Source organism: Streptomyces formicae, assembly GCF_002556545.1.
Taxonomy (GTDB): domain Bacteria; phylum Actinomycetota; class Actinomycetes; order Streptomycetales; family Streptomycetaceae; genus Streptomyces; species Streptomyces formicae_A.
Window position 1 is genome coordinate 932,860 of the sequence record NZ_CP022685.1, and the last position, 22,878, is coordinate 955,737.

A 22,878-nucleotide genomic window follows, 5' to 3' on the forward strand; every position below is an offset into this window, starting at 1 on the left:
CGCGCACCAGGACGTGCCCTTCGAGCACTTGGTGGAGGTGCTCAACCCGACGCGGTCGCTGTCCCATCACCCGCTGATCCAGGTGATGTTGGCCTGGCAGGACAACGCCCCGCACGATGTCGAACTGCCCGGCCTCGCGTCGCGTCCTGAGTTCGTGAAGACGGGCACCGCCAAGTTCGACCTGTCCTTCTACCTCGACGAGGACGGCGGGATCGTCGAGTACAGCGCGGACCTCTTCGACGAGTCCACCGTGGCAGCCCTCATGTCCCGGCTCGGGCGGCTGCTCGCCTCGGTGATCGCCGACCCTGACCAGCCGGTCGGCGCCATCGACCTGCTGTCCGAGCGCGAGCGGGCCCGCGTCGTCACCGAGTGGAACGCCACCGCGCACGAGCTTCCCGCGGCGACGCTGCCGGAGCTGTTCGAGGAACGGGCCGCCCGCACGCCGGACGCCGTCGCGATCGTCGCAGGAAGCGTGGCCGGAGGTACGGCCGGGGACGTCGCCGGGGACACGGAGATCACCTACGCCGAGCTCGACGCGCGGGCGAACCGGCTCGCGCACTGGCTGATCGACCACGGCGCGGGCCCGGAGCAGACCGTGGGGCTCTGTCTTCGCCGGTCACCCGAGCTGATCGTGGCCATGCTCGCGGTGCTCAAGTCGGGTGCGGCCTATCTGCCGATCGACCCCGATTTCCCCGCCGAGCGCATCCGCTTCATGCTCGACGACGCCCGCCCCGTCCTCGTACTGGACGGCGATCTGCCCGTCGGCGGCACGCACGACGAACACGACGAACACGCGGATGCGGGCCGCTCCCCACGCCTCGCCCCGCATCCACAGCACCCGGCATACGTGATCTACACATCCGGGTCCACGGGGACGCCGAAGGGCGTCCACACCACGCACCACAACGTCGTCGCCCTCGCTCTCGACCCGTGTTTCGGGGCAGCCGCCCGCGAGCGGGTGCTCGTCCATTCGCCGCACACCTTCGACGCCTTCACCTACGAGGTGTGGGTGCCTCTCCTCAACGGCGGCCGACTGGTCCTCGCACCGACCGGTGGGCTCACACCCGGCGGACTCGGCGCGCTGGTGGAGCGGCACGGCATCACCGGCGCCTGGCTGAGTGCCGGGCTCTTCCACGCGTTCGTCGAGGAGGCGGCCGACTGCCTCGCCGGGCTGCGCAAGGTGTGGACCGGCGGCGACGTGGTGTCGCCCGGCGCGGTCCAGCGGGCGCTGCGGTCCTGCCCCGACCTCGTCGTGGTCGACGGCTACGGCCCCACGGAGACGACCACCTTCGCCACCTGCCACCCCGTGCGGTCCGCCGACGAGCTGGGCCACGTCATGCCGATCGGCGCTCCGGTCGCCAACACGTGCACGTATGTCCTCGACGAGAGACTCCGACCTGTCGGCGTGGGCATCGTGGGCGAGTTGTACGTGGCGGGCGCCGGTCTGGCACGCGGGTACCTGGAGCGCCCCGGCCTGACCGCCGGGCGTTTCGTGGCCTGCCCCTTCGAGGCCGGGCAGCGGATGTACCGCACCGGCGACCTCGTGCGCTGGCGTGCGGACGGGCGCCTGGAGTTCGTCGGCCGCGCCGACGGACAGGTCAAGGTCCGCGGCTTCCGCGTGGAGCTCGGCGAGATCGAGGCGTCTCTGGACGCGCACCCCGGGGTCGCCAGGTCCGTGGTCGTGACCCACGAGGACCAGGCGGGTGAGCAGCGTCTGATCGGGTACGTCGTGGGGGCGTCGGGCAGCGGGACGGACGACGCTGCCGCCACCGCTGAGGGCTCAGCTCCCCCGGACAGTACCGCCGAAGGTGTCGCGGACGCGCAGGTCGGTGAGTGGCAGGAGATCTACGACGACCTCTACACCGACGCCGCCACCGCCACCTGGGGACAGAACTTCATCGGCTGGAACAGCAGCTACGACCAACAACCCATCCCCCTCGACCAGATGAGGGAATGGCGCGACGCCACCGTCGACGCCATCCGCTCCCTCAACCCCCACAACATCCTCGAAATCGGCGTCGGCACCGGACTCCTCCTCTCCCAACTCGCACCCCACTGCGACAGCTACTGGGGTACCGACTTCTCCGCCGGGGTCGTCTCGGCGCTGCGGGCACAGATCCCTGCGGCGCTCGCGGACCGTGTGGAGCTGCGGCATCAGCCCGCCCACGACATGCGCGGCCTGCCGACCGACCACTTCGACGTCATCATCATCAACTCCGTCATCCAGTACTTCCCCAACGCCGACTACCTCACCAACGTCATCACCAAAGCACTCCAACTCCTCACCCCCACAGGCACCCTCTACATCGGCGACATCCGCAACCTCCACACCGCCCGCACCCTCCACACCGCCATACACACCCAACAAACCACCCCCCACACCCACACCACCACCCTCCGCGCCACCATCGAACGCGCCCTCGTCCGCGACAAAGAACTCCTCATCGCCCCCCAATACTTCACCGCCCTCCACCACCACACCCCCACCCACACCACCCAAATCCACCTCAAACGCGGCCACCACCACAACGAACTCACCCGCCACCGCTACGACGCCACCCTCCACAAAACACCCCCCACCACACTCGACCTCACCACCATCCCCCAACACCCTTGGGGGCAGGACCTCACCGAACTCCTGAGGTCCCACCAGAGCCCCGCCATACGTGTCACCGGCATCCCCAACAAACGCCTCACCGCCGAAGTCGCCACCGTGCGTCGACTCGCCGCCGGTGACACACCCGCCGAGCTGCTGCGCACCCTCGCCGAGGCGGACGGGCCCGGTGTCGATCCGGAGGAGCTGCACCGGCTCGGGGAGAGCCTGGGCTACCGGACCGTGCTCACCTGGTCGGCGGAGTCCGAGGACCTTCTCGACGCGGTGTTCCTCTCGGCCGACGTGCCCGAGGGCACCGTCCTCGAAGGGCTGTACCGGCCGGGACCGAGTGGCGCCGGGGAGAACCCGGCGGCGTGGGCCAACAATCCAGCCGTGTCGCGCGACATCGGCGCCTTCGCCGCCTCGGTGCGCGAGCACCTGCGCACGCGGCTGCCCGAGTTCATGGTCCCGGCCACTGTCCTCGTCGTGGACGAGTTCCCGCTGACGGCCAACGGCAAGCTGGACAGGGCCGCGCTCCCGGTGCCGGAGTTCCTGGCCGCATCGACGTCGCGGGTGCCGAGGACGCCGGTCGAGGAGTTGCTGTGCGGGCTCTTCGCCCAGATCCTCGGAGTGCGCACGGTCGGGGTCGACGACGGCTTCTTCGACCTGGGCGGGCACTCCCTGCTCGCGACCCGCCTCGTGTCACGAGTGCGGTCGGTCTTCGGTGTGGAGCTGGGTGTGCGGGCACTGTTCGAGGCGCCCACGGTGGCGGCGCTCGCCAGGCTGCTTTCGGGCGCCCAGCGGGCCCGTCTGGCGTTGGCGGCGACGGAGCGCCCCGAGCGGCTTCCGCTGTCGTTCGCGCAGAACCGGCTCTGGTTCCTGCACCGCCTCGAAGGCCCTTCGGCCACGTACAACATCCCCTTGGTCGTACGGCTGACAGGGATACTGGACCGGAACGCCCTCGCTGCGGCCCTCGGGGACGTGGTCGCCCGGCACGAGAGCCTGCGGACCGTGTTCCGTGAACACGACGGCACGCCCTACCAGTTGGTGCTCGATGCCGCCTCGGCGGTTCCCGTACTCGATGCCGCCGAGGTACCCGCCGATGAGGTCGACCGGGCCGTTGCGTCGGCCGTACGGCACGCTTTCGACCTCGGCGACGAACTGCCCCTGCACACCACGCTGTTCACGTCCGCGCCGGACGCGCACACGCTGGTCCTCGTCCTGCATCATGTGGCGGCCGACGGCTGGTCGCTCGAACCGCTCTGGCGCGACCTGGCCGCCGCGTACGAGGCGCGCTCGCGCGACGGCGCGGCTCCGGCATGGGAGCCGCTGCCCGTGCAGTACGCCGACTACACGGTGTGGCAGCACGAACTCCTGGGCGACGGCGGCGATCCCGACAGTGTGCTCGCCGAGCAGATCGGCTACTGGCGGACGCGGCTCGCGGGCCTGCCCGAGCGGCTCGAACTGCCCACGGACCGCCCGCATCCGGCGGTCGCCTCCTACCGGGGCCGCACGCTGACGTTCCGCTGGGACGCCGACGTGCACGCGGGACTCGCGGAGTTGGCGCGGAGCAGCGGTGCGACCGTGTTCATGGTCGTGCACGCGGCACTCGCCGCGCTCCTCGCCCGATCCGGCGGCGGTGACGACATCGCCGTCGGCTCCCCCATCGCGGGACGTACCGACGAGGCCCTGGACGACCTCGTCGGGTTCTTCGTCAACACGCTGGTCCTGCGTACGGACGTGTCGGGCGATCCCACCTTCCGTGATCTGCTCGCCCGGGTCCGGGAGACCGATCTGGACGCGTACGCGCACCAGGACGTGCCGTTCGAGTTCCTCGTCGAGGCGCTGAACCCGGCACGCGCCCTCTCCCACCATCCCTTGTTCCAGGTGATGCTGGCGTGGCAGAACACGCCCGATGTCGGGCTGGCGCTGCCGGGTCTCGCCGTCGAGGCCGCTCCCGTGGGGACGGGCACCGCCCGCATGGACCTCGTGATCAGCATCGCGGAGAGCCGGGCGGGTGACGGGGATCCCGCGGGCCTGGACGGGGTGGTCGAGTTCAGCACGGACGTCTTCGACGAGGCGACGGTCGTCGCACTGGTGGAGCGGCTCCACCGGGTGCTCGCCGCCGTGGTCGCCGATCCCGAACAGCCGGTCAGCGCCATCGAGTTGCTGAGCGGCTCGGAGCGCCGTGAACTGCTCACCACGTTCAACGACACGGCGCGCGAGCTGCCCGGCCACACCCTGCCCGAGCTGTTCGAGGCGCAGGTGGCACGCACCCCGGACGCGGTGGCCCTGGTGTTCCAGGACACCGAGCTGACGTATGCCGAGCTGAACTCCCGGGCCAATCGCCTCGCCCGCCACCTGGTGGCCGAGGGCGTGGGGCCCGAGTCGACCGTCGCCGTCCTGGTGGACCGGTCGCCCGAACTGGTCGTGGCGCTCCTCGCCACCCTCAAGGCCGGGGGCGCCTATCTGCCCGTCGATCCGGGATACCCGTCGGAACGGGTGGCGTTCATCCTGCGGGACGGGGCGCCGGTGTGCCTGCTGACCGGGGCCGACACGGTCCTGCCCGACGGTGTTGCCGCCGGGCCGCTGGGCATTCCCCTCGTCCGCGTCGACGACGTGTCGGTCAAGGCTTTCGCCGACACCGACCTCACCCAGCGCGAACGTGTGCGGCCGCTCCACCTCTCGCACCCGGCCTACCTCATTCACACGTCGGGGTCGACCGGCCGTCCGAAGGGCGTGGCCGTCACCCACGCGGGCATCGGCAGTCTGTCCGCGACGCAGATCGAACGGTTCGGGGTCTCGGGTGACAGCAGGGTCCTGCAGTTCGCCTCGGTGAGCTTCGACGCGGCGGCGTGGGAGCTGTGCATGGCGCTGCTCTCCGGGGCCGCGCTGGTCATGGCGCCGAAGGAGGAGCTGGCTCCCGATCGGCTCGGGGCCCTGTGCGTCCGACAGGGTGTGACCCACATGACGCTGCCTCCCGCACTGCTTCCCGTGGTGGCGCCGGAGGACTTCCCTTCGGGCGGTGTCCTGGTCGTCGCGGGTGAGGAGTGCCCGCGCGAGGTGGCCGCGCGCTGGTCGGCGGGCCGCACGATGATCAACGCGTACGGCCCCACGGAGTCCACGGTCTGCGTCACCATCAGCGCGCCGCTGCCCGCCGGGGGCCGACCGGGCCCTGTCCCGATCGGCGTCCCCGTCGACAACACCCGCGTCTATGTGCTCGACGGCGGGCTGCGGCCCGTGCCGACGGGTGTGGTGGGCGAGTTGTACGTGTCCGGTGCGGGACTCGCGCGCGGGTACGCGGGCCGGTCCGGGCTGACCGCCGAACGGTTCGTCGCCTGTCCCTTCGAGGACGGGCAGCGGATGTACCGCACGGGCGACCTGGTGCGCCGACGCGGCGACGGGCAGTTGGAGTTCGCCGGGCGCGCCGACGACCAGGTGAAGGTCCGGGGCTTCCGAGTCGAGCCCGGCGAGATCGAGGCCGTCATGGCGGAGCATCCGGCCGTCGCCCGGGCCGCCGTGGTGGCGCGGGCGGGCGATGTCCTGGTGGGTTACGTCGTCAGGGATACCTCGACGGACACACCTGAGGCCGAACTCGCGGGTGCGATAAGGGACTTCGTGCGTACGCGCCTCCCGGAGTACATGGTCCCCGCCGCCGTCGTGGCCCTCGACGAACTTCCGCTGACCTCCAACGGAAAGCTGGACAAAGCCGCCCTGCCCGTGCCCGAGTTCATCTCCGGGCCCTCGTTCCGCGCGCCGCGCACCCCGGCCGAGGAAGTCCTGTGCGCGCTCTTCGCCGACGTCCTCGGCACCTCCCAGGTCGGCGTGGAGGACAGCTTCTTCGACCTGGGCGGGCACTCCCTGCTCGCGACGAAGCTGGTGTCGCGCGTCCGCTCGGCGTTCGGCGCGGAGCTCGGCGTGAAGGCGCTGTTCGAGGCGCCCACGGTGGCGGCGCTCGCCCGGGTGCTCGGTGAACAGGAAGGCACGGAACGGGCCAGGATCGCACTGCGCCCCGCGACGCGTCCCGAGCGGCTCCCGCTGTCGTTCGCGCAGAAGCGCCTGTGGTTCCTGTACCGACTCGACGGCCCTTCGGCCACGTACAACATTCCGCTGGTCGTACGGCTGACAGGCACACTCGACCGCGCCGCCCTCGAAGCCGCGCTCGCGGACGTGGCGGCCCGGCACGAGAGCCTGCGGACCGTGTTCCGCGAACACGACGGCACGCCCTACCAGCACGTCCTTGCCCCGGACGCGGCACGGCCCAACCTGCACACGCGCCGGGTGGACGCCGCGTCGCTGGACGGGGCGGTCGCCGCCGCCGTGCGCCACGCCTTCGACCTGGGCACCGAAGCGCCCGTCCGCGCCGAGCTCCTGGAGCTCGCTCCGGACGAGCACGTCCTCGCCCTCGTGGTGCACCACATCGCGGCCGACGGCTCCTCGCTCGCACCCCTGTGGAGCGATGTCGCCACCGCGTACCGGGCGCGCTCGCACGACGGCGCGGCGCCGACGTGGGAGCCGCTGCCCGTGCAGTACGCCGACTACACGCTGTGGCAGCGTGAACTCCTGGGAGACAGCGCCGATCCGGACAGCCCGCTGGCCCGGCAGCTCGGCCACTGGAAGGAGCGGCTCGCCGGACTCCCCGAACGGATCGAACTCCCGACGGACCGCCCGCACCCGGCGATCGCCTCGTACCGGGGCGGCAGCCTGACGTACCACTGGGACGCCGAACTCGGCACGCGTGTCGCCGAGTTGGCACGGCACAGCGGGACGACCACGTTCATGGTCGTGCACGCGGCGCTGGCCGCACTGCTCTCGCGTTCGGGCGCCGGTGACGACATCCCGATCGGCACACCCATCGCGGGACGCACGGACGAGGCACTCGACGACCTCGTCGGCTTCTTCGTCAACACCCTCGTCCTGCGCACGGACGTGTCCGGCGACCCCACCTTCCGCGAACTCCTCACCCGCGTCCGCGAAACCGACCTCGACGCCTACGCCCACCAGGACGTCCCCTTCGAACACCTGGTGGACGTGCTCAACCCGTCCCGCACCCTGGCCCACCATCCGCTCTTCCAGGTGATGCTGGCCTGGCAGAGCACCGCGCGGTCGGCGCTGGGCCTGCCCGGCCTGACCGCGTCCCCCGTGGCGACGGACACCAGGACCGCCCGGATGGACCTGGTGTTCAACCTGACGGAGAACACGGCCGAGGGAACCATCGACGGGTTCGTCGAGTTCAGCTCCGACGTCTTCGACCGACCGACGGTCGAAGCGCTGGTCGGGCGACTCGGACGGCTCCTCTCCGCCGTCGCCGACGACCCCGACCTGCCGGTCGGCGCCATCGGCCTGCTCACGGCCGACGAACGCCACCAGGCGCTCACCGCAGGGAACGACACCGCGCTCGACCTGCCGTCGTCGTCCGTACCGGAACTGGTCGACGCTCAGGCGCGGCGCACCCCGGACGCCGTGGCGGTCGCCTTCGACGACGTCGAGCTGACGTACGCCGAACTCGCCGCGCGCTCCGACCGCATGGCGCGCTCGCTCGTCGCGCGCGGCGCGGGACCCGAGCGGCTCGTCGCGCTGCGGCTGCCGCGTTCGGCCGGGCTCGTGGTGGCGATGCTGGCCGTGCTCAAGACCGGTGCGGCCTATCTGCCCATCGATCCGGAGTATCCCGAGGAGCGCATCCGGTTCATGCTCGACGACGCGCGGCCGGTCGTCGTCCTGGACTCGCTCGACGCCGAGGCGGAGATCGAGGGCGGGACCGGGGGCGGGCCCGAGGCCGGGGACGTACGACGCCATGGGCTCCATCCCGCGTACGTCATCTACACATCGGGCTCTACCGGGCGGCCCAAGGGTGTGACCGTGCCCGGCGGCGCCCTGCTGAACCTGGTGGTGGCCATGCGCGACCGCCTCGGTCTCGGCGCGGGCGACACGTTCCTCGCGGTCACCACGACGGGGTTCGACATCGCGGGCCTCGAGCTGTTCGTCCCGCTGGTGAGCGGCGCCCGCGTCGTGGTCGCGCCGCGCGGGACCGTACGCGATCCGCAGGCGCTCGGCGCGCTGCTCACCCGGTCGGGCACGACCGTCATGCAGGCCACGCCCAGTCTCTGGCGTGCTCTGCTGGCGACGGACGTACGGCTCGACGGGGTCAGCGTGCTCGTCGGCGGCGAGGCCCTGCCGCAGGACCTGGCGGTGTCGCTGGCCAAGCGTGCCGGTTCCGTCCTGAACGTCTACGGTCCGACGGAGACGACCATCTGGTCCACGGCGGCACCCGTGGAGGACGAGACGCCGGGCATCGGCACGCCGATCGCCAACACGCGGGTGTACGTGCTCGACGGTCGGCTCTCACCGGTCCCGGCGGGCGTCGTCGGCGAGTTGTACATCGCGGGCGCCGGGCTCGCACGCGGGTACGCGGGGCGTGGGTCCCTGACCGCCGAACGGTTCGTCGCCTGTCCGTTCGGCGACCGTGGCGAGCGCATGTACAGGACCGGCGACCTGGTGCGCCGCCGCGCGGACGGCCGCGTCGACTTCGTGGGGCGCGCCGACGACCAGGTGAAGCTGCGCGGCTTCCGCATCGAGCTCGGCGAGATCGAGTCCGCGCTGGCCGGGCATCCGGCGGTACGTCAGGCGGTGGCGGTGGTCCGGGGCGGCGAGCGGCTCGTGGCGTATGTGACGTCCGAATCCGACACTGGCGCCGAAACCGGCGAACTCAGCCTCACCCTGCGGGAGTTCGTCCGCGCCCGGCTACCGGAGTTCATGGTCCCCGCCGCGATCGTGAGGCTCGACGCGTTCCCGCTGACCGCCAACGGAAAGCTCGACCGTGCCGCGCTCCCCGAGCCGGACTTCGCCCCCGCACCCGCGTCCCGCGCGCCGCGCACACCTGCGGAGGTCGCCCTCTGCCAGGTGTTCACCGAGGTGCTCGGGGTCGAGGTGGGCGTGGACGACGGGTTCTTCGATCTGGGCGGCGACAGCATCATGTCGATCCAGGTGGTCGGCCGGGCCCGTACGGCCGGGTACGTGATCACACCTCGGGACGTGTTCCTGCACAAGACCGTCGCCGCGCTCGCCGAACACGCGCAACCGACGGAACCGGCAGAACCGGCCGGGCCTGCTGAACCGGCACCTCAAACAGAGCCACAGGCACCCCTGGTGAAAATGGGCCGGGGTCAGTTGTCGAAGATCGAAGCAGCGTGGAGGAAACGCAAGTGACGCAGCCGGAACTGTCGGAACTGGTCGACGTATGGCCCCTCGCGCCCCTGCAAGAGGGCATGTTCTTCCACGCCCGCTATGACGAGGACCGCGCCGACGTCTACGTCCTCCAGGTCGTCTTCGACCTGGAGGGTCCGCTCGACGCCGAGGCGCTGCGCGGCGCCGCGGACGCCCTGCTCGCCCGGCACCCGAACCTGCGCGCGGGCTTCTGGGACGAGGACCTGGAGCAGCCCGTCCAGCTCATCCCCGCCGAGGTCACCGTCCCCTGGTACGAGACCGACCTCGGCGGCCTCGAAGACGACGCGCGACAGGAGGCGCTGGACCGGGTCCTGGCCGAGCAGCGGACGCTCCGCTTCGACCCGGCCGACCCGCCGCTGCTCCGCTTCGCACTCGTACGCCTGGGCGAGCGGCGGCACCGGCTCGCCCTGACGGCGCACCACATCCTGCTCGACGGCTGGTCGCTGCCTGTCCTGTACCGGGACTTCTTCCACCTCTACGAGCACCACGGCGACGGCTCCGGGCTGCCGCCCGCGACTCCCTACCGCGACTATCTGGCCTGGCTCGGCGAGCAGGACCCGGCGCGTTCGACGGAGGCGTGGCGTGCGGCACTGGCCGGTGTCGACGGGCCGACGCTGGTCGCGCCCGCGGACTCGGCGCGCACCGGTGCCGAGCCAACGGGCCCCGGGCAGGCCACCGCCCGCCCCGAACGGCTCGACCGCCCCCTCCCCGAGGCGCTGACGGCCGACCTCACCGCCTTCGCACGGCGCCGCGGGCTCACGCCGAACACCGTCGTGCAGGGCTGCTGGGCGCTGCTGCTCCAGCAGCTCACGGGCCGCGACGACGTGACCTTCGGCATGACCGTGTCCGGCAGGCCCCCTCAACTCCCCGGTGTGGAAGGCATGGTCGGGCTCTTCATCAACACCCTGCCGGTCCGGGTACGTCTCGATCCCATGGAGACCGTCGGGGACCTGCTCACCCGCGTCCAGACCGAACAGGCGGAGCTCGCCGAGCACCACCATCTCGGCCTCACCGACATCAACCGGCTCACGGGGCACAACGAGCTCTTCGACACCCTGATGGTGTTCGAGAGCTACCCCCTGGGCGAAACCGGCGAAGGAGAGGACACACCTACCTTCAACGGCCTGCGCGTCTCGGGCGCGAGCGGCCACGACGCCACGCACTATCCGCTCAGCCTCGCCGTCGTCCCCGGCCGGACGATGGTCCTGCGGCTGGACCACCGCCCGGACATGTTCGACCGGGAGACGGTGGAGGGGATCGCGGCGCGGCTGGAACGGTTGCTGCGGGCCGTGGTCGCCGATCCCGACCAGCCCGTCGCCGGACTCGACCTGCTCTCTCCGCGCGAGCGGGAACAAGCCCTCGTTGGATGGAACGACAGCGCGCGTGATCTTCCCGCGCTGACCATCGCCGAGCTGTTCGAAACGCAGGTGGCACGAACGCCGGACGGCATCGCGCTCAGCCGCGGTGACATCGAGCTGACGTATGCCGAGGTCAACGTGCGCGCCAACCGACTCGCCCGCTGGATGAGCGAACACGGCGCGGGACCCGAGACGGTCGTCGCGCTGCGACTGCCCCGGAGCGTGGACCTCATCGTCTCAACACTCGCGGCACTCAAAGCCGGTGCCGCCTTCCTGCCCGTCGACCCCGGCTATCCGGAGGAGCGGGTGCGATACATGCTCGACGACGCCCAGCCCGTGCTGGTCGTGGACGGGCCCGTCGCCGTCGAGGGGTACGACGACACCAACCTGTGCATCGAACAAGACCTGTCGAGCACGGCTTACGTCATCTACACCTCCGGCTCCACGGGCAAACCCAAGGGCGTCGCCGTCACCCACACCGGGATCACCGCACTGCTCACCGCTCACGCCGAAGCACTCGACCTCGCACCCGGATCACGCGTCTTCCAAGCTGTCTCCCCCAGCTTCGACGTCGCCGTCTGCGACCTCATCATGACCCTCGGAACCGGCGCCACCCTCCTCCTGGACAGCCCCGGACAACTCGCCGGAGACGAACTCACCACCGCCCTCAAATCAAGCGCAGCCACACACATAGCCCTGCCCGTCTCCCTCCTCGCCACCCTCAACCCCGACCAACTCCCCGACCTGCGCTACGTCCTGGCCGGCGGTGAAGTCTGCCCACCCGACCTCACCCAGCAATGGAATACCGGCAACCGCCACCTCATCACCGCCTACGGACCCACCGAAGCCACCATCTGCGCCACCCTCACCACCAACACCGATCGAGCACTCCCCTCCCTCGGCCGTCCCATCCCCAACACCCACACCTACCTCCTCGACACCTGGCTCCGCCCCGTCCCCCCAGGCGTCACCGGAGAGCTCTACCTCGCAGGCCCCGGCCTCGCCCGCGGCTACACCCACCACCCCGCCCTCACCGCCGAACGCTTCATCGCCAACCCCTACACCCCAGGCCAACGCATGTACCGCACCGGCGACCTCGCCCGCCGACGCACCGACGGCACCCTCACCTTCGCCGGACGCACCGACCACCAAATCAAAATCCGCGGCTACCGCATCGAACCCGGCGAAATCGAAGCCGTACTCGGCTCGTTCCCGGGAATCGCCCAGGCGGTCGTTTCCGTGCGCCAGGACGTGCTCGTGGGCTACGTCGTTCCGTCGGGCTCCACGGATCACGCTCAACTCAAAGCATCCATAGGTGACTTCACGCGCACTCGCCTGCCGGAGCACATGGTCCCCGCCACGCTGACGGTGCTCGACGAGCTTCCGCTGACCTCCACCGGAAAGCTCGACCGGAACGCGCTCCCGGACCCCGTCTTCGACACCACCGCCTCCCGCGCGCCCAGGACGCCCACCGAAGAAATCCTCTGCTCCCTCTTCGCCGACGTCCTCGCACGACCTCACGTCGGCATCGACGACAGCTTCTTCGACCTCGGCGGACACTCACTCCTCGCCACCCGCCTCACCTCCCGGATCCGGTCGGCGTTCGACGCCGAGATCGGCGTCCGGGCCCTGTTCGAGGCCCCGACCGTCGCCGCGCTGGCCCAGGTGCTCGGCGGGGCTCGTCCGGCGCGGGCCGCGTTGGGGACCGCGGTACGGCCCGAGCACGTCCCGTTGTCGTACGCGCAGAACCGGCTGTGGTTCCTGCACCGACTCGAAGGGCCCTCGGCGACGTACAACGTGCCGCTCGCCGTACGCCTCACCGGCACACTCGACCGGCAGGCCCTGGAAGACGCGCTCGCCGACGTCGTATCCCGGCACGAGAGCCTGCGCACGCTCTTCCGCGAACACGACGGCATGCCCTACCAGTTGATTCTTGACAGCGATGCCGCACGGCCGACGCTCACGGTGTCGACCATCGCCGCCTCCGCGCTGGAGGAGTCGGTCACCTCGGCCGTACGACACGGCTTCGACCTGAGCAACGAACTGCCCCTGCGCGCCGCGCTCTTGACGCCTGAGCCGGTGGACGGGCAGACCGGCGAGGCGAATGAGCACGTCCTCGTTCTGGTCCTGCACCACATCGCCGCCGACGGCTGGTCGCTGGAGCCGCTCTGGCGCGACATCGCCACCGCGTACCGGGCACGCCTTGCGGGTGCCGCTCCCGACTGGGCCGCGTTCCCGGTGCAGTACGCCGACTACACCCTCTGGCAGCGAGACGTCCTCGGCGACGGCACCAACCCGCACAGCCTCATGGCCGACCAGCTCGCCCACTGGAAGGAGACCCTCTCCGACCTCCCCGACCGTATCGACCTACCCACCGACCGCCCCTACCCCACCGCCACCACCAACCAAGGAGACACCCACACCTTCCACTGGCCAACCCAACTCCACACAGACATCGCAGAACTCGCACGCACCACCGGCACCACCCCCTTCATGATCACCCACGCCGCCCTCACCACCCTCCTCACCCGCCACGGCGCAGGCACCGACATCCCCATCGGCACCCCCATCGCCGGACGCACCGACAACAACCTCGACCACCTCATCGGCTTCTTCGTCAACACCCTCGTCCTCCGCACAGACGCATCCGGCAACCCCACCTTCCGCGAACTCCTCACCCGCACCCGCGAAACCGACCTCAACGCCTACGCCCACCAAGACATCCCCTTCGAACACCTCGTCGAAATCCTCAACCCCCAACGCACCCTCGCCCACCACCCCCTCTTCCAAACCATGCTCGCCTGGCAGAACACCGCCGACGCCGTTCTCGATCTGCCGGGACTCTCCGTCACACCCGTCTCCGCGGGAACGGGCACATCCCGGACCGATCTCACCTTCAGCATCGCCGAACACCGCACGGCCGACGGCAGCCCGAACGGTATCGACGGGCAGGTGGAATTCAGCACCGACATCTTCGACCGCGGCACGGTCGAGGCCCTCACCGACCGGCTCGGCCGGATCCTCACCGCGGCCGTCTCCGACCCGGACGAGCCCATCGGCGACATCGACCTGCTCAGCGCGGAGGAGCACCGCCAGGCCGTGTACGGCTGGAACGACACCGCCCGCGAGGTGCCCCGGGCCTCCCTGGCCGACCTCTTCCAGGACCAGGCCGCCCGCACACCCGGCCGCACGGCCGTCGTTCACCAAGGCACCGAACTCACCTACGGCCAGCTCAACTCCCGCGCCAACAGGCTCGCCCACCACCTCATCGCCCAGGGCGCAGGGCCGGAACAAGTCGTCGCGCTCAAGCTGCCCCGCTCCGCCGAGATGGTCGTCGCGGTACTTGCCGTACTCAAGACCGGCGCCGCCTACCTGCCCATCGACCCCCAATACCCCGACGACCGCGTCCAGTTCATGCTGGACGACGCCCGCCCCCTCCTCGTACTCGACGGCACGGACCTCGACACGTCCGCGCAGCCGGACACCGACCCCGTCGCCGTCACCCGCGATCCCCTGCACCCCGCCTACGTCATCTACACCTCGGGGTCCACCGGGCGGCCGAAGGGCGTCGCCGTGCCCGACGGCGCCATGGTCAATCTGCTCTCCTGGCACAGCGGTGAACTGCCGTGCGCGCGGCCGACCCGTACCGCTCAGTTCTCCTCGCTCAGTTTCGACGTGTCCGTGCAGGAGATCCTTTCGGCGGTGCTGTTCGGGAAGACGTTGGTGATCCCGCCGGACGATGTCCGGTACGGCCCGGACGAGTTGGTGGACTGGCTGGACGAACAGCGGGTCGACGAGTTGTTCGCGCCGAACCTGGTCATCGACGCGCTGGCGCACGCGGCGGTCACACGTGAGCGGGAGCTGCCCGCGCTGCGGGAGGTCGTGCAGGCCGGTGAGGCGCTGACCCTGAGCCCACACGTGCGCGCGTTCTTCCGGCAGGTGCCGGGGCGGCGGCTGCGCAACAACTACGGTCCGAGCGAGACACACGTGGTCACCTCGCACACGCTGCCCGCCGACGTCTCCGCCTGGCCCTCGTCCCCGGCGATCGGGACACCGGTGCCGAACGTCCGCGCCTATGTGCTCGACGAACGGCTGCGGCCCGTCGGCACGGGGGTGACCGGCGAGTTGTACATAGCGGGCGCGGGGCTCGCACGCGGCTACACCAACCGTCCCGCCCTCACCGCCGAACGCTTCATCGCCTGCCCCTTCGAGGACGGGCAGCGGATGTACCGCACCGGCGACCTCGTACGGCGGAGCGCTGACGGACAGGTGCACTACGTGCGCAGGGCCGACCAGCAGATCAAGGTCCGGGGTTTCCGCATCGAACCGGGTGAGATCGAGTCCGTCCTCGCCGAGCACCCCGGTGTCGCTCAGGCCGTCGTCACGGCACAGGACGGCCACCGCCTCGTCGGATACGTGGTCCCGTCGACCGCGGGGGCGAACACTCCGCCCGGGGAACTCGCCGCCGTGCTCCGTGAGTTCGTCCGTACCCGCCTGCCCGAGTTCATGGTTCCCGCCGCGTACGTCACCCTCGACGCGATCCCGCTGACCCCCAACGGGAAGCTGGACCGTGCCGCGCTGCCCAAGCCCGAGTTCGCCGCGTCGCCCTCTCTCGCCGCCCCGCGCTCGGCGCTGAGCCAGGAGGAGCAGCTCCTGTGCGGGCTGTTCTCCGAGGTGCTCGGGGTGCCCGTGGGCGCGGAGGACAGTTTCTTCGACCGGGGTGGGCATTCGCTGCTCGCCACCCGCCTCGTCTCCCGCGTCAAGGCGGTGTTCGGTGTGGAGCTCGGCGTGCGGGCCCTGTTCGAGGCGTCGACGCCCTCGGCGCTGGCCCGGCGCCTGGACAGCGACACCTCGGGGGACGCGCTGAACGTGCTCCTTCCGCTGCGGACCACCGGCTCCCTGCCTCCGCTCTTCTGCGTGCACCCCGCCGCGGGCATCAGCTGGCCGTACGCGGGACTACTCGCGCACGTCGCACCCGACCGGCCCGTCTACGGGCTCCAGGCGCGCGGCCTCACCGGCGCGGAGCCGCCCGCCCGCACCATCGACGAGATGGCCGACGACTATCTGGCGCACATCCGGGCCGTCCAGCCGTCGGGGCCGTACTCCCTGCTCGGCTGGTCCTTCGGCGGTCTTGTCGCGCACGCCGTCGCGACCCGTCTGGAGAAGGCCGGGGAGCGGGTGGAGCTGCTCGCGCTCCTCGACTCCTTCCCGCCCGACCGCAGGCCCGGCGAGGAGATACCGGAGCTGGACCTGCGCGATGTGCTCGCCCTGCTCTTCGAGGAGGTCGTCGGCATCGACCGCAAGCGGTTCGACGCGGACTTCGGCGGGCGGGAGCTGACGGCGGAGCAGGTGATCGACTTCATGCGGAAGGAGAGCGCGGGGCGGGTGGACCTGCTGCTCGATGAGGACGTGCTCGCCAGGGTCGTCGACCTCTTCATGCGGGTGCCGGATGCCCTGGACAAGTTCGTCCCCGAGCGGTTCGGCGGCGACGTACTCCTGTTCACCGCGGCGCAGTCGGCCGCGGAGTGGCCCGCGGACGATCCGCGCCGCTCGGCCGGGGCCTGGTCGCCGTACGTCGCGGGCGCGGTGACCGAGCGGAGCGTCGACGTACGGCACGAGCACATGCTGCGGCCCGACGCCCTCGCGCCGATCGGCGCCGACCTGGCGAGCGCCCTCGCGCGGACGGAGGGAGCAAGCGGCACCTAGGCCACCGTGACCGGGACGCTGCGCGGGCCGCGCACCAACAGACCCGGACGGTAGGGAAGTTCGTCCGGGCCCCCGGTCGGACGGAGTGTGGGGAAGGCGGCGAAGAGGCGCGGCAGGGCGATCGCCGCCTCCAGGCGGGCCAATCGCGAGCCGACGCAGAAGTGCGGTCCGTGGCCGAACGCGGCGTGGGGCGCTGCGCGCGGGCCGCGGCCCGTGGCGTCGTGCGCGTAGCGGTCCGGGCGGAAGGCGTCCGGTTCGGGGAAGTGCCGGGGGTCCCGGTTGGCCGCCGCCAGGACGGCGAGGACCGAGGCCCCTGCCGGTATGCGCGTGCCGTCGCCGAGGTCCACGTCCTGCGTGGTGTGCCGCCAGGTCGTGCCCTCCAGGGGGCTGGCGTGCCGCAGCGTCTCCTCGACGACGGCGGGCCAGCGCCCGGGGTCGCGGCGGGCGGCCGCCAGTTCACCGGGGTGGGTGAGCAGCAGCAGGGAGGCCGACGCCAGCAGGTTCATGGTCGTCTCGTAGCCCGCGAACAGCAGCAGGAACGCCATGGCGAGCAGCTCGCCGTCGTCGAGGCCGCCTTCCGTGGCGTCGTGCGTGAGCGCGCTGAACAGGTCGGATCCCGGGGAGCGGCGCTTGTGCGCGATGAGCTCGCCGAAGTAGGCGTACAGCGACGTCCACGCCTCGTCCACCGCGCCCGGCCGCAGCGCGTCGGCGGGCGAGCCGACCCGGTACGTCCAGTCGCGCAGGGCCGCCCTGTCCCCCTCGGGCACCCCGAGCACCTCCCCGATCACCAGCACGGGCAGCGGGAAGGCGAAGGCGTCGACGAGGTCCGCGCTCCCCTCGCGCGCGAGGCGTTCGGCGACGTCGCGCAGGAGCCCGTCGGTCAGCTCCTCGATCCGCACGCGCAGCGCGTCGACGCGGCGCGGCGCGAACGCGGCGGTGGTCAGCCTGCGCAGCCGGGTGTGGTCGGGCGCGTCGGTGTTGAGCATGTGCCGGGCCAGACAGGCGCGGGCGCGCTGTGCGGGCGAGTCGTTCTTGGGCCGGCCCGCGTCGCGCGGCGGCACGTTCGAGAAGCGGGGGTCGGCGAGGACGGCCCGGGTCTCCTCGTAGCCGGTGACGAACCAGGCGTGCGTGCCGTTGGCGAGAGATACGCGCGCCGCCGGGCCGAGCTCGCGCAGCCGTGCGTAGTACGGGTACGGGTCGCGTGCGAAGGCGGGGTCCGCCGGATCGAGGACGGTCGGCGGGTCCTCGGAGTGCGGCGGCGCGTCGGAGTACTGGGGTGCGGTCACCCGCTCATCCTTGCCGGGGCGGGTGGCCTGTTTCACGCGGTCCTGAGCCAGTGACCGCGGCCAGGTGTTGTAGGAACATCACAAGTGACGGGTGAGGTCACAGGGCCGCCGGGCGGTTCTGTGACAGGAATCCTGGCCGCAAACTTGTGAGATGCGTACGCACGCTCGGCACGCTGCCCGGCTCTCCGTGCCCCCGACGCCGACCTCTCCTCCCCTTCCGCACTCATGCGGTTTTCCTCGCACGCGTCCGCCCGCGCGTACGGATGCGTTGCCCGGAGCAACCACCTTTGCGGGAGGGCGACTTGAGGAAGCGTCATCGGGCGTGCTGGCGACCCGCGTTGTGGAGAGTGGCCATACGTCTTCGTATGTGGCGAGACGCCGGGGCTGACCCGCGGGTAACGTCTGCGCCGGTGCCAACGCCCTGGTACCACCGTCGATTCGGAGACCCGACATGCCCGAGCAGCCCCCGCCCTTCGTCATCGACCCCACCGGCGCCGATCCGGATACGGAGAACCGTGCGCTCCGGGCCGCGGGCCCCGCCACCCGTGTGGACGTCCTCGGCGTCACCGCGTGGTCCGTCAGCGATCCCGCGCTGTTGCAGAAGATGCTGACGAGCCCCGACGTCTCCAAGGACGCGCGCAAGCACTGGCCGCTGTTCGACGAGGCCATAGCGACCTGGCCGCTGGCCCTGTGGGTCGCGGTGCAGAACATGTTCACCGCGTACGGCGCCGATCACCGCAGGCTGCGCCGTCTGGTGGCCCCCGCGTTCAGTGCCCGGCGCGTCGCCGCGCTCGAGGCGAGCATCGAGCAGATCGTGACGCAGCTCCTCGACGATCTGGAGGAGGGGTTCGACCACGGCAGGAAGACGGAGAACGGGGTCATCGCGGCCGGTGAACCGGTCGACCTGCGCGAGCACTTCGCCTATCCGCTGCCGATCCGGGTCATCGGTGAGCTCATGGGCGTGCCGGAGGAGCAACGCGAGGGGTTCCGCAGGCTGGTCGACGGCGTCTTCTCCACCACCCTGACCGCCGAGGAGTCCGCGGCGAACACCGCGGAGCTGTACGCCTCCTTCGACCGCCTCGTCGCCACGAAGCGGGCCGAGCCCGGCGAGGACATGACCTCGCTCCTCATCGCCGCGCAGGACGAGGAGGGCGACGGCTCGGGCCTGAACGAGGCCGAGGTGCGCGACACGCTCCTGCTGATGGTCAGCGCCGGGTACGAGACCACGGTCAACCTGATCAGCAACGCCGTCGCCCAGTTGCTGACCCACCCCGAGCAGCTCGCGCACGTGCGCGAGGGCCGGGCGGGCTGGGGCGGCGTGGTGGAGGAGACGCTGCGGGTCGAGCCTGCCGTCAAGCATCTGCCGATGCGCTTCGCGGTGCGGGACATCCCGCTGCCCGACGGCCAGGTCATCGCCGCGGGCGACGCGATCCTCGCCTCGTACGCCGCCGCGAACCGGCACCCCGACTGGCACGGCGAGAGCGCGGACGCGTTCGACGTGACGCGCGGCAACCCGGAGCACCTCTCCTTCGGGCACGGTGTGCACTTCTGCCTGGGCGCTCCGCTGGCCCGCCTGGAGGGGAGCGTGGCGCTGAGCCGGTTCTTCGAGCGGTTCCCCGACGCCGAACTGGCCGTGCCCATCGACCAGTTGGCGCGGGTTCCCTCGCTGATCACGAACGGGCAGGCCCAGCTCCCCGTCCGTTTGAAGCCGACGCGCTGACCGTCGCCTCCCGCACCAGTTGTACGGGGTGCCACGCGTCGCGCTCCGTGCCGTGGAAGATCTGCTGGCGGCAGGAGGCGCCGGTCGCGACGACGACGGTGTTCTCGGAGGCGGCACGCACGGCGGGGAAGAGCCGGTCGTCGCCGACGGTCATCGACACGTCGTAGTGCTCGGACTCGAAGCCGAAGGATCCCGCCATCCCGCAGCAGCCCGCGTCGAGTTCGACGACCTCGACGCCGGGTATGCGGCGCAGCAGGGCCATGGTCGCTGCCGTGCCGACCTCGGCCTTCTGGTGGCAGTGGCCGTGGAAGAGCAGGGTGCGGCCGCTGAGCCAGGAGTCGGCGCGCAGTCGCAGCCTGCCGTCGTCGATGGCGTCGGTGAGCAGTTCCTCCAGTTGGCGCACCCGGTCCGTGATCGCGATGCGCGCCGAGTCCTTGGGCAGCAGCGCCCGGTGCTCGTCGCGCAGCGTCATCAGGCAGGACGGCTCGCATCCGGTGATCGGGGCGTCGACCGGGGTGGTCTCCGCGAGCCGGTGGACGAGCTGGAACGCCTTGTCGCTCGCGTCGTCCACGAGGCCCTTGGAGAGGCTGGAGCGTCCGCAGCAGCCGCCGCTCTCCAGGCGTACGTCCCAGCCCGCGCGTTCGAGGAGTTCGACGGCGGCCCGGCCGATCGCCGGTTCCGTGTAGGTGGTGAAGGAGTCGGCGAGGAGGACGACCGTGCCCTGGGTGGCGGCCGCAGCCGGTGCGGGGCGGCGGCGGAACCAGCGCACGAGGTTGCGGCGGGCGAAGCGCGGCAGCGGGCGGTGCGGGGTGATGCCGAGCGTGCGGTCGAGCAGGCGGCGCAGCAGGGGGACGCGGCCCGGCAGGTTGGAGAGCGGTGCCGTGGCCGAGCCGAGGCGGTTCAGGAGACGGATCGCGCCGAAGACGCGTGAGCGGGCGGGGACGCCGTGTTCGTCGTGGTGGTGGGCGAGCGCCTCCGTCTTGAGGGCGGCCATGTCGACGCCGAGGGGGCATTCGCTCTTGCACGCCTTGCACATGAGACAGAGGTCAAGGACCTCGTGCAGTGCCTCGTCGCCGAGGGCGGTGTGCGGGTCGGGGGCGGAGAGCGCCTTGACGAGGGCGCCGGCGCGGCCGCGGGTGGAGTCCTGTTCGTTCCTCGTGGCCATGTAGGAGGGGCACATGGTGCCGGTGTCGGTCTTGCGGCACAGGCCGATGTTCATGCAGCGGTCGGCCGTGGCGCGCATCCCGCCCGTGACGTCGAAGTCGAGGCGGGTGCGCAGTCCCGGCGCGGGGGGCAGGGCGGCGTCCCGCAGGTGGTCGGTCATGGCGGGGGCGTCGACGATCTTTCCGGGATTGAGCCGGTCGTGCGGGTCGAAGAGGCCCTTCACGCGGCGCATGGCCCCGTAGAGCTCGTCGCCGAAGAGCGCGCGGTTGAACTCGCTGCGGGCCAGGCCGTCCCCGTGTTCACTGGAGTTGACCCCGCCGTACTCGGTGACGAGGTCCTTGATCTCCTCGGCGACGGCGCGCATGGTCTGCCGCTGCGCGGCGTCGGTGACGTCCAGGAACGGGCGGATGTGCAGGCAGCCCACCGAGCAGTGGCCGTAGAACCCCGCGGTGAGCCCGTGCCGGTCGAGGACCTTCTTCAACCGTGCGGTGTAGGCGGGCAGGTGGACCGGGTCGACGGCGGTGTCCTCGATGAAGGCGAGGGGCCGCTTGGTTCCCTCGCTCGCGGCCATGAGCAGCCCGAGGCTGGACTTGCGGACCTTGAGCAGCGCGGCCCGGTGGGCGGGGTCGACGGCGCGCAGGGTGTGGTAGCCGTGGCCGTGGCGGCGCCAGAGCGAGGTCAGCGTGTCAAGCCTGCCCATGAGTTCGCGTGCGTCGTCGCCGGTGAAGGAGACGAAGAGGAGCGCTTCGGGGTCGCCTTCGAGCACGTCGGAGAGGGACGCGTACTCGATCTTCTGGCGGGACAGGTCGAGGATGGTGCGGTCCATCAGTTCCACGGCCGCCGGATCGCAGGTGAGCGCGTCCTGGGTCGCCTCGATCGCGGCGGTGACCGAGGTGAAGTGACCGACGGCGAAGACCGTGCGGGACGGTTTGGGGACCAGGTCGACGAGCGCCTGGGTGGTGACGGCCAGGGTTCCCTCGGATCCGACGACGAACTTCGCCAGGTCGAAGGGGGTGTCATCGCGGGCGAGCCGGTCCAGGCGGTAGCCGCCCGCGCGGCGCCAGTGGTGCGGGAACCCGGCCTCGATGGCCCCGGCGTGCGCCGCGACGAGGGCGGGCAGTTCGCGGTGGATGCGGCCGTCGAGGGTGGCGTGCCGGGCGCGGGCCGCGCGCTCCTCCTCGGTGAGCGGCGCCAGATGCGCGCTCGTCGCGTCGGAGAGCACCACGTCGAGCGCGCGGACGTGGTCGATGGTCATGCCGTGGCGCAGCGAGCCGCTGCCCGCGGAGTTGTTGCCGATCATCCCGCCGAGGGTGGCGCGGTTGCTGGTGGAGGTGTCGGGCCCGAACATCAGGCCGTACGGTGCCGCGGCGCGGTTCAGGTCGTCCTGGACGACGCCGGGTTCGACGAGCGCGGTGCGGGCGTCGGGGTCGAGGGCGACGATCCGCCGCATGTGCCGGGAGAGGTCGAGGACGATGCCGGGTCCAGTCGTCTGCCCGGCGAGGCTGGTGCCCGCGCCGCGCGGCACCACGGACACGCCGTGCGCGGCGGCCGCGGCGACCGCCGCCTGGACGTCGTCGGCGTGGCGCGGGAAGACGACGCCGAGCGGGGTGATGGCGTACATGCTGGCGTCGCGCGCAAACAGGTGGCGGCTGTAGTCGTCGAAGCGGACCTCGCCCTCCAGGTCGGCGGCGAGCCGCCGTGCGAGGTCTTCGGTCCGCGCGGGGTCGGGGGCGCTGGTGTCAGCGGTGTTCTCGGTGCTCTTGGTGCTCTTGGTGCTCTCCGTGCTCGACGTCATACGACATGCTCCGGGGGGCGAAGGGGCGTACG

General features: G+C 71.3%; 5 protein-coding genes (1 of these 5 only partly in view). 3 read left to right on the plus strand and 2 right to left on the minus strand.

Translation table 11 applies throughout. The features are described 5' to 3' along the window. Together KY5_RS03695 and KY5_RS03700 are read left to right on the plus strand one after the other, a co-directional pair. Window positions 1-9,799, plus strand: the 3' end of a protein-coding gene (locus KY5_RS03695; RefSeq protein WP_324959847.1) for a non-ribosomal peptide synthase/polyketide synthase. 13,637 nt of this gene lie to the left of the window's left edge; 9,799 of the gene's 23,436 nt are visible here — the last part of the coding sequence; its start codon lies off the left edge, out of view; it ends in the stop codon at window positions 9,797-9,799. After that, window positions 9,796-16,881 (plus strand): amino acid adenylation domain-containing protein, encoded by a 7,086-nt coding sequence (locus tag KY5_RS03700; RefSeq protein WP_098240822.1) that lies wholly within the window; start codon window positions 9,796-9,798, stop codon window positions 16,879-16,881. Before KY5_RS03695 ends, KY5_RS03700 begins: the two co-directional genes overlap by 4 nt. On the opposite strand, the gene KY5_RS03705 is transcribed toward KY5_RS03700, so the two are convergent. Then, on the minus strand, window positions 16,878-18,167 hold the full coding sequence (locus tag KY5_RS03705; protein WP_098240823.1) for a cytochrome P450: 1,290 nt from the start codon (window positions 18,165-18,167) through the stop codon (window positions 16,878-16,880). The genes KY5_RS03700 and KY5_RS03705 overlap by 4 nt on opposite strands. Before the next feature lie 451 nt (window positions 18,168-18,618). On the opposite strand from KY5_RS03705, the gene KY5_RS03710 reads away from it, so the two are divergent. Further along, window positions 18,619-19,887 carry a cytochrome P450 family protein gene (locus KY5_RS03710; protein ID WP_098240824.1) on the plus strand — a complete coding sequence of 423 codons (1,269 nt, stop codon included), beginning with the start codon at window positions 18,619-18,621 and terminating at the stop codon, window positions 19,885-19,887. Here the strand turns inward: KY5_RS03710 and KY5_RS03715 are convergent. Then, window positions 19,838-22,846, minus strand: a complete 3,009-nt coding sequence (locus KY5_RS03715) for an FAD-binding and (Fe-S)-binding domain-containing protein (protein WP_098240825.1) — start codon at window positions 22,844-22,846, stop codon at window positions 19,838-19,840. The genes KY5_RS03710 and KY5_RS03715 overlap by 50 nt on opposite strands. Window positions 22,847-22,878 lie beyond the last annotated feature (32 nt).

Coding starts and splice junctions, on each gene's coding strand:
- KY5_RS03715 (WP_098240825.1), bottom strand. CDS start 22,846: ATGACGTCGAGCACGGAGAGCACCAAGAGCACCAAGAGCACCGAGAAC.
- KY5_RS03710 (WP_098240824.1), top strand. CDS start 18,619: ATGCCCGAGCAGCCCCCGCCCTTCGTCATCGACCCCACCGGCGCCGAT.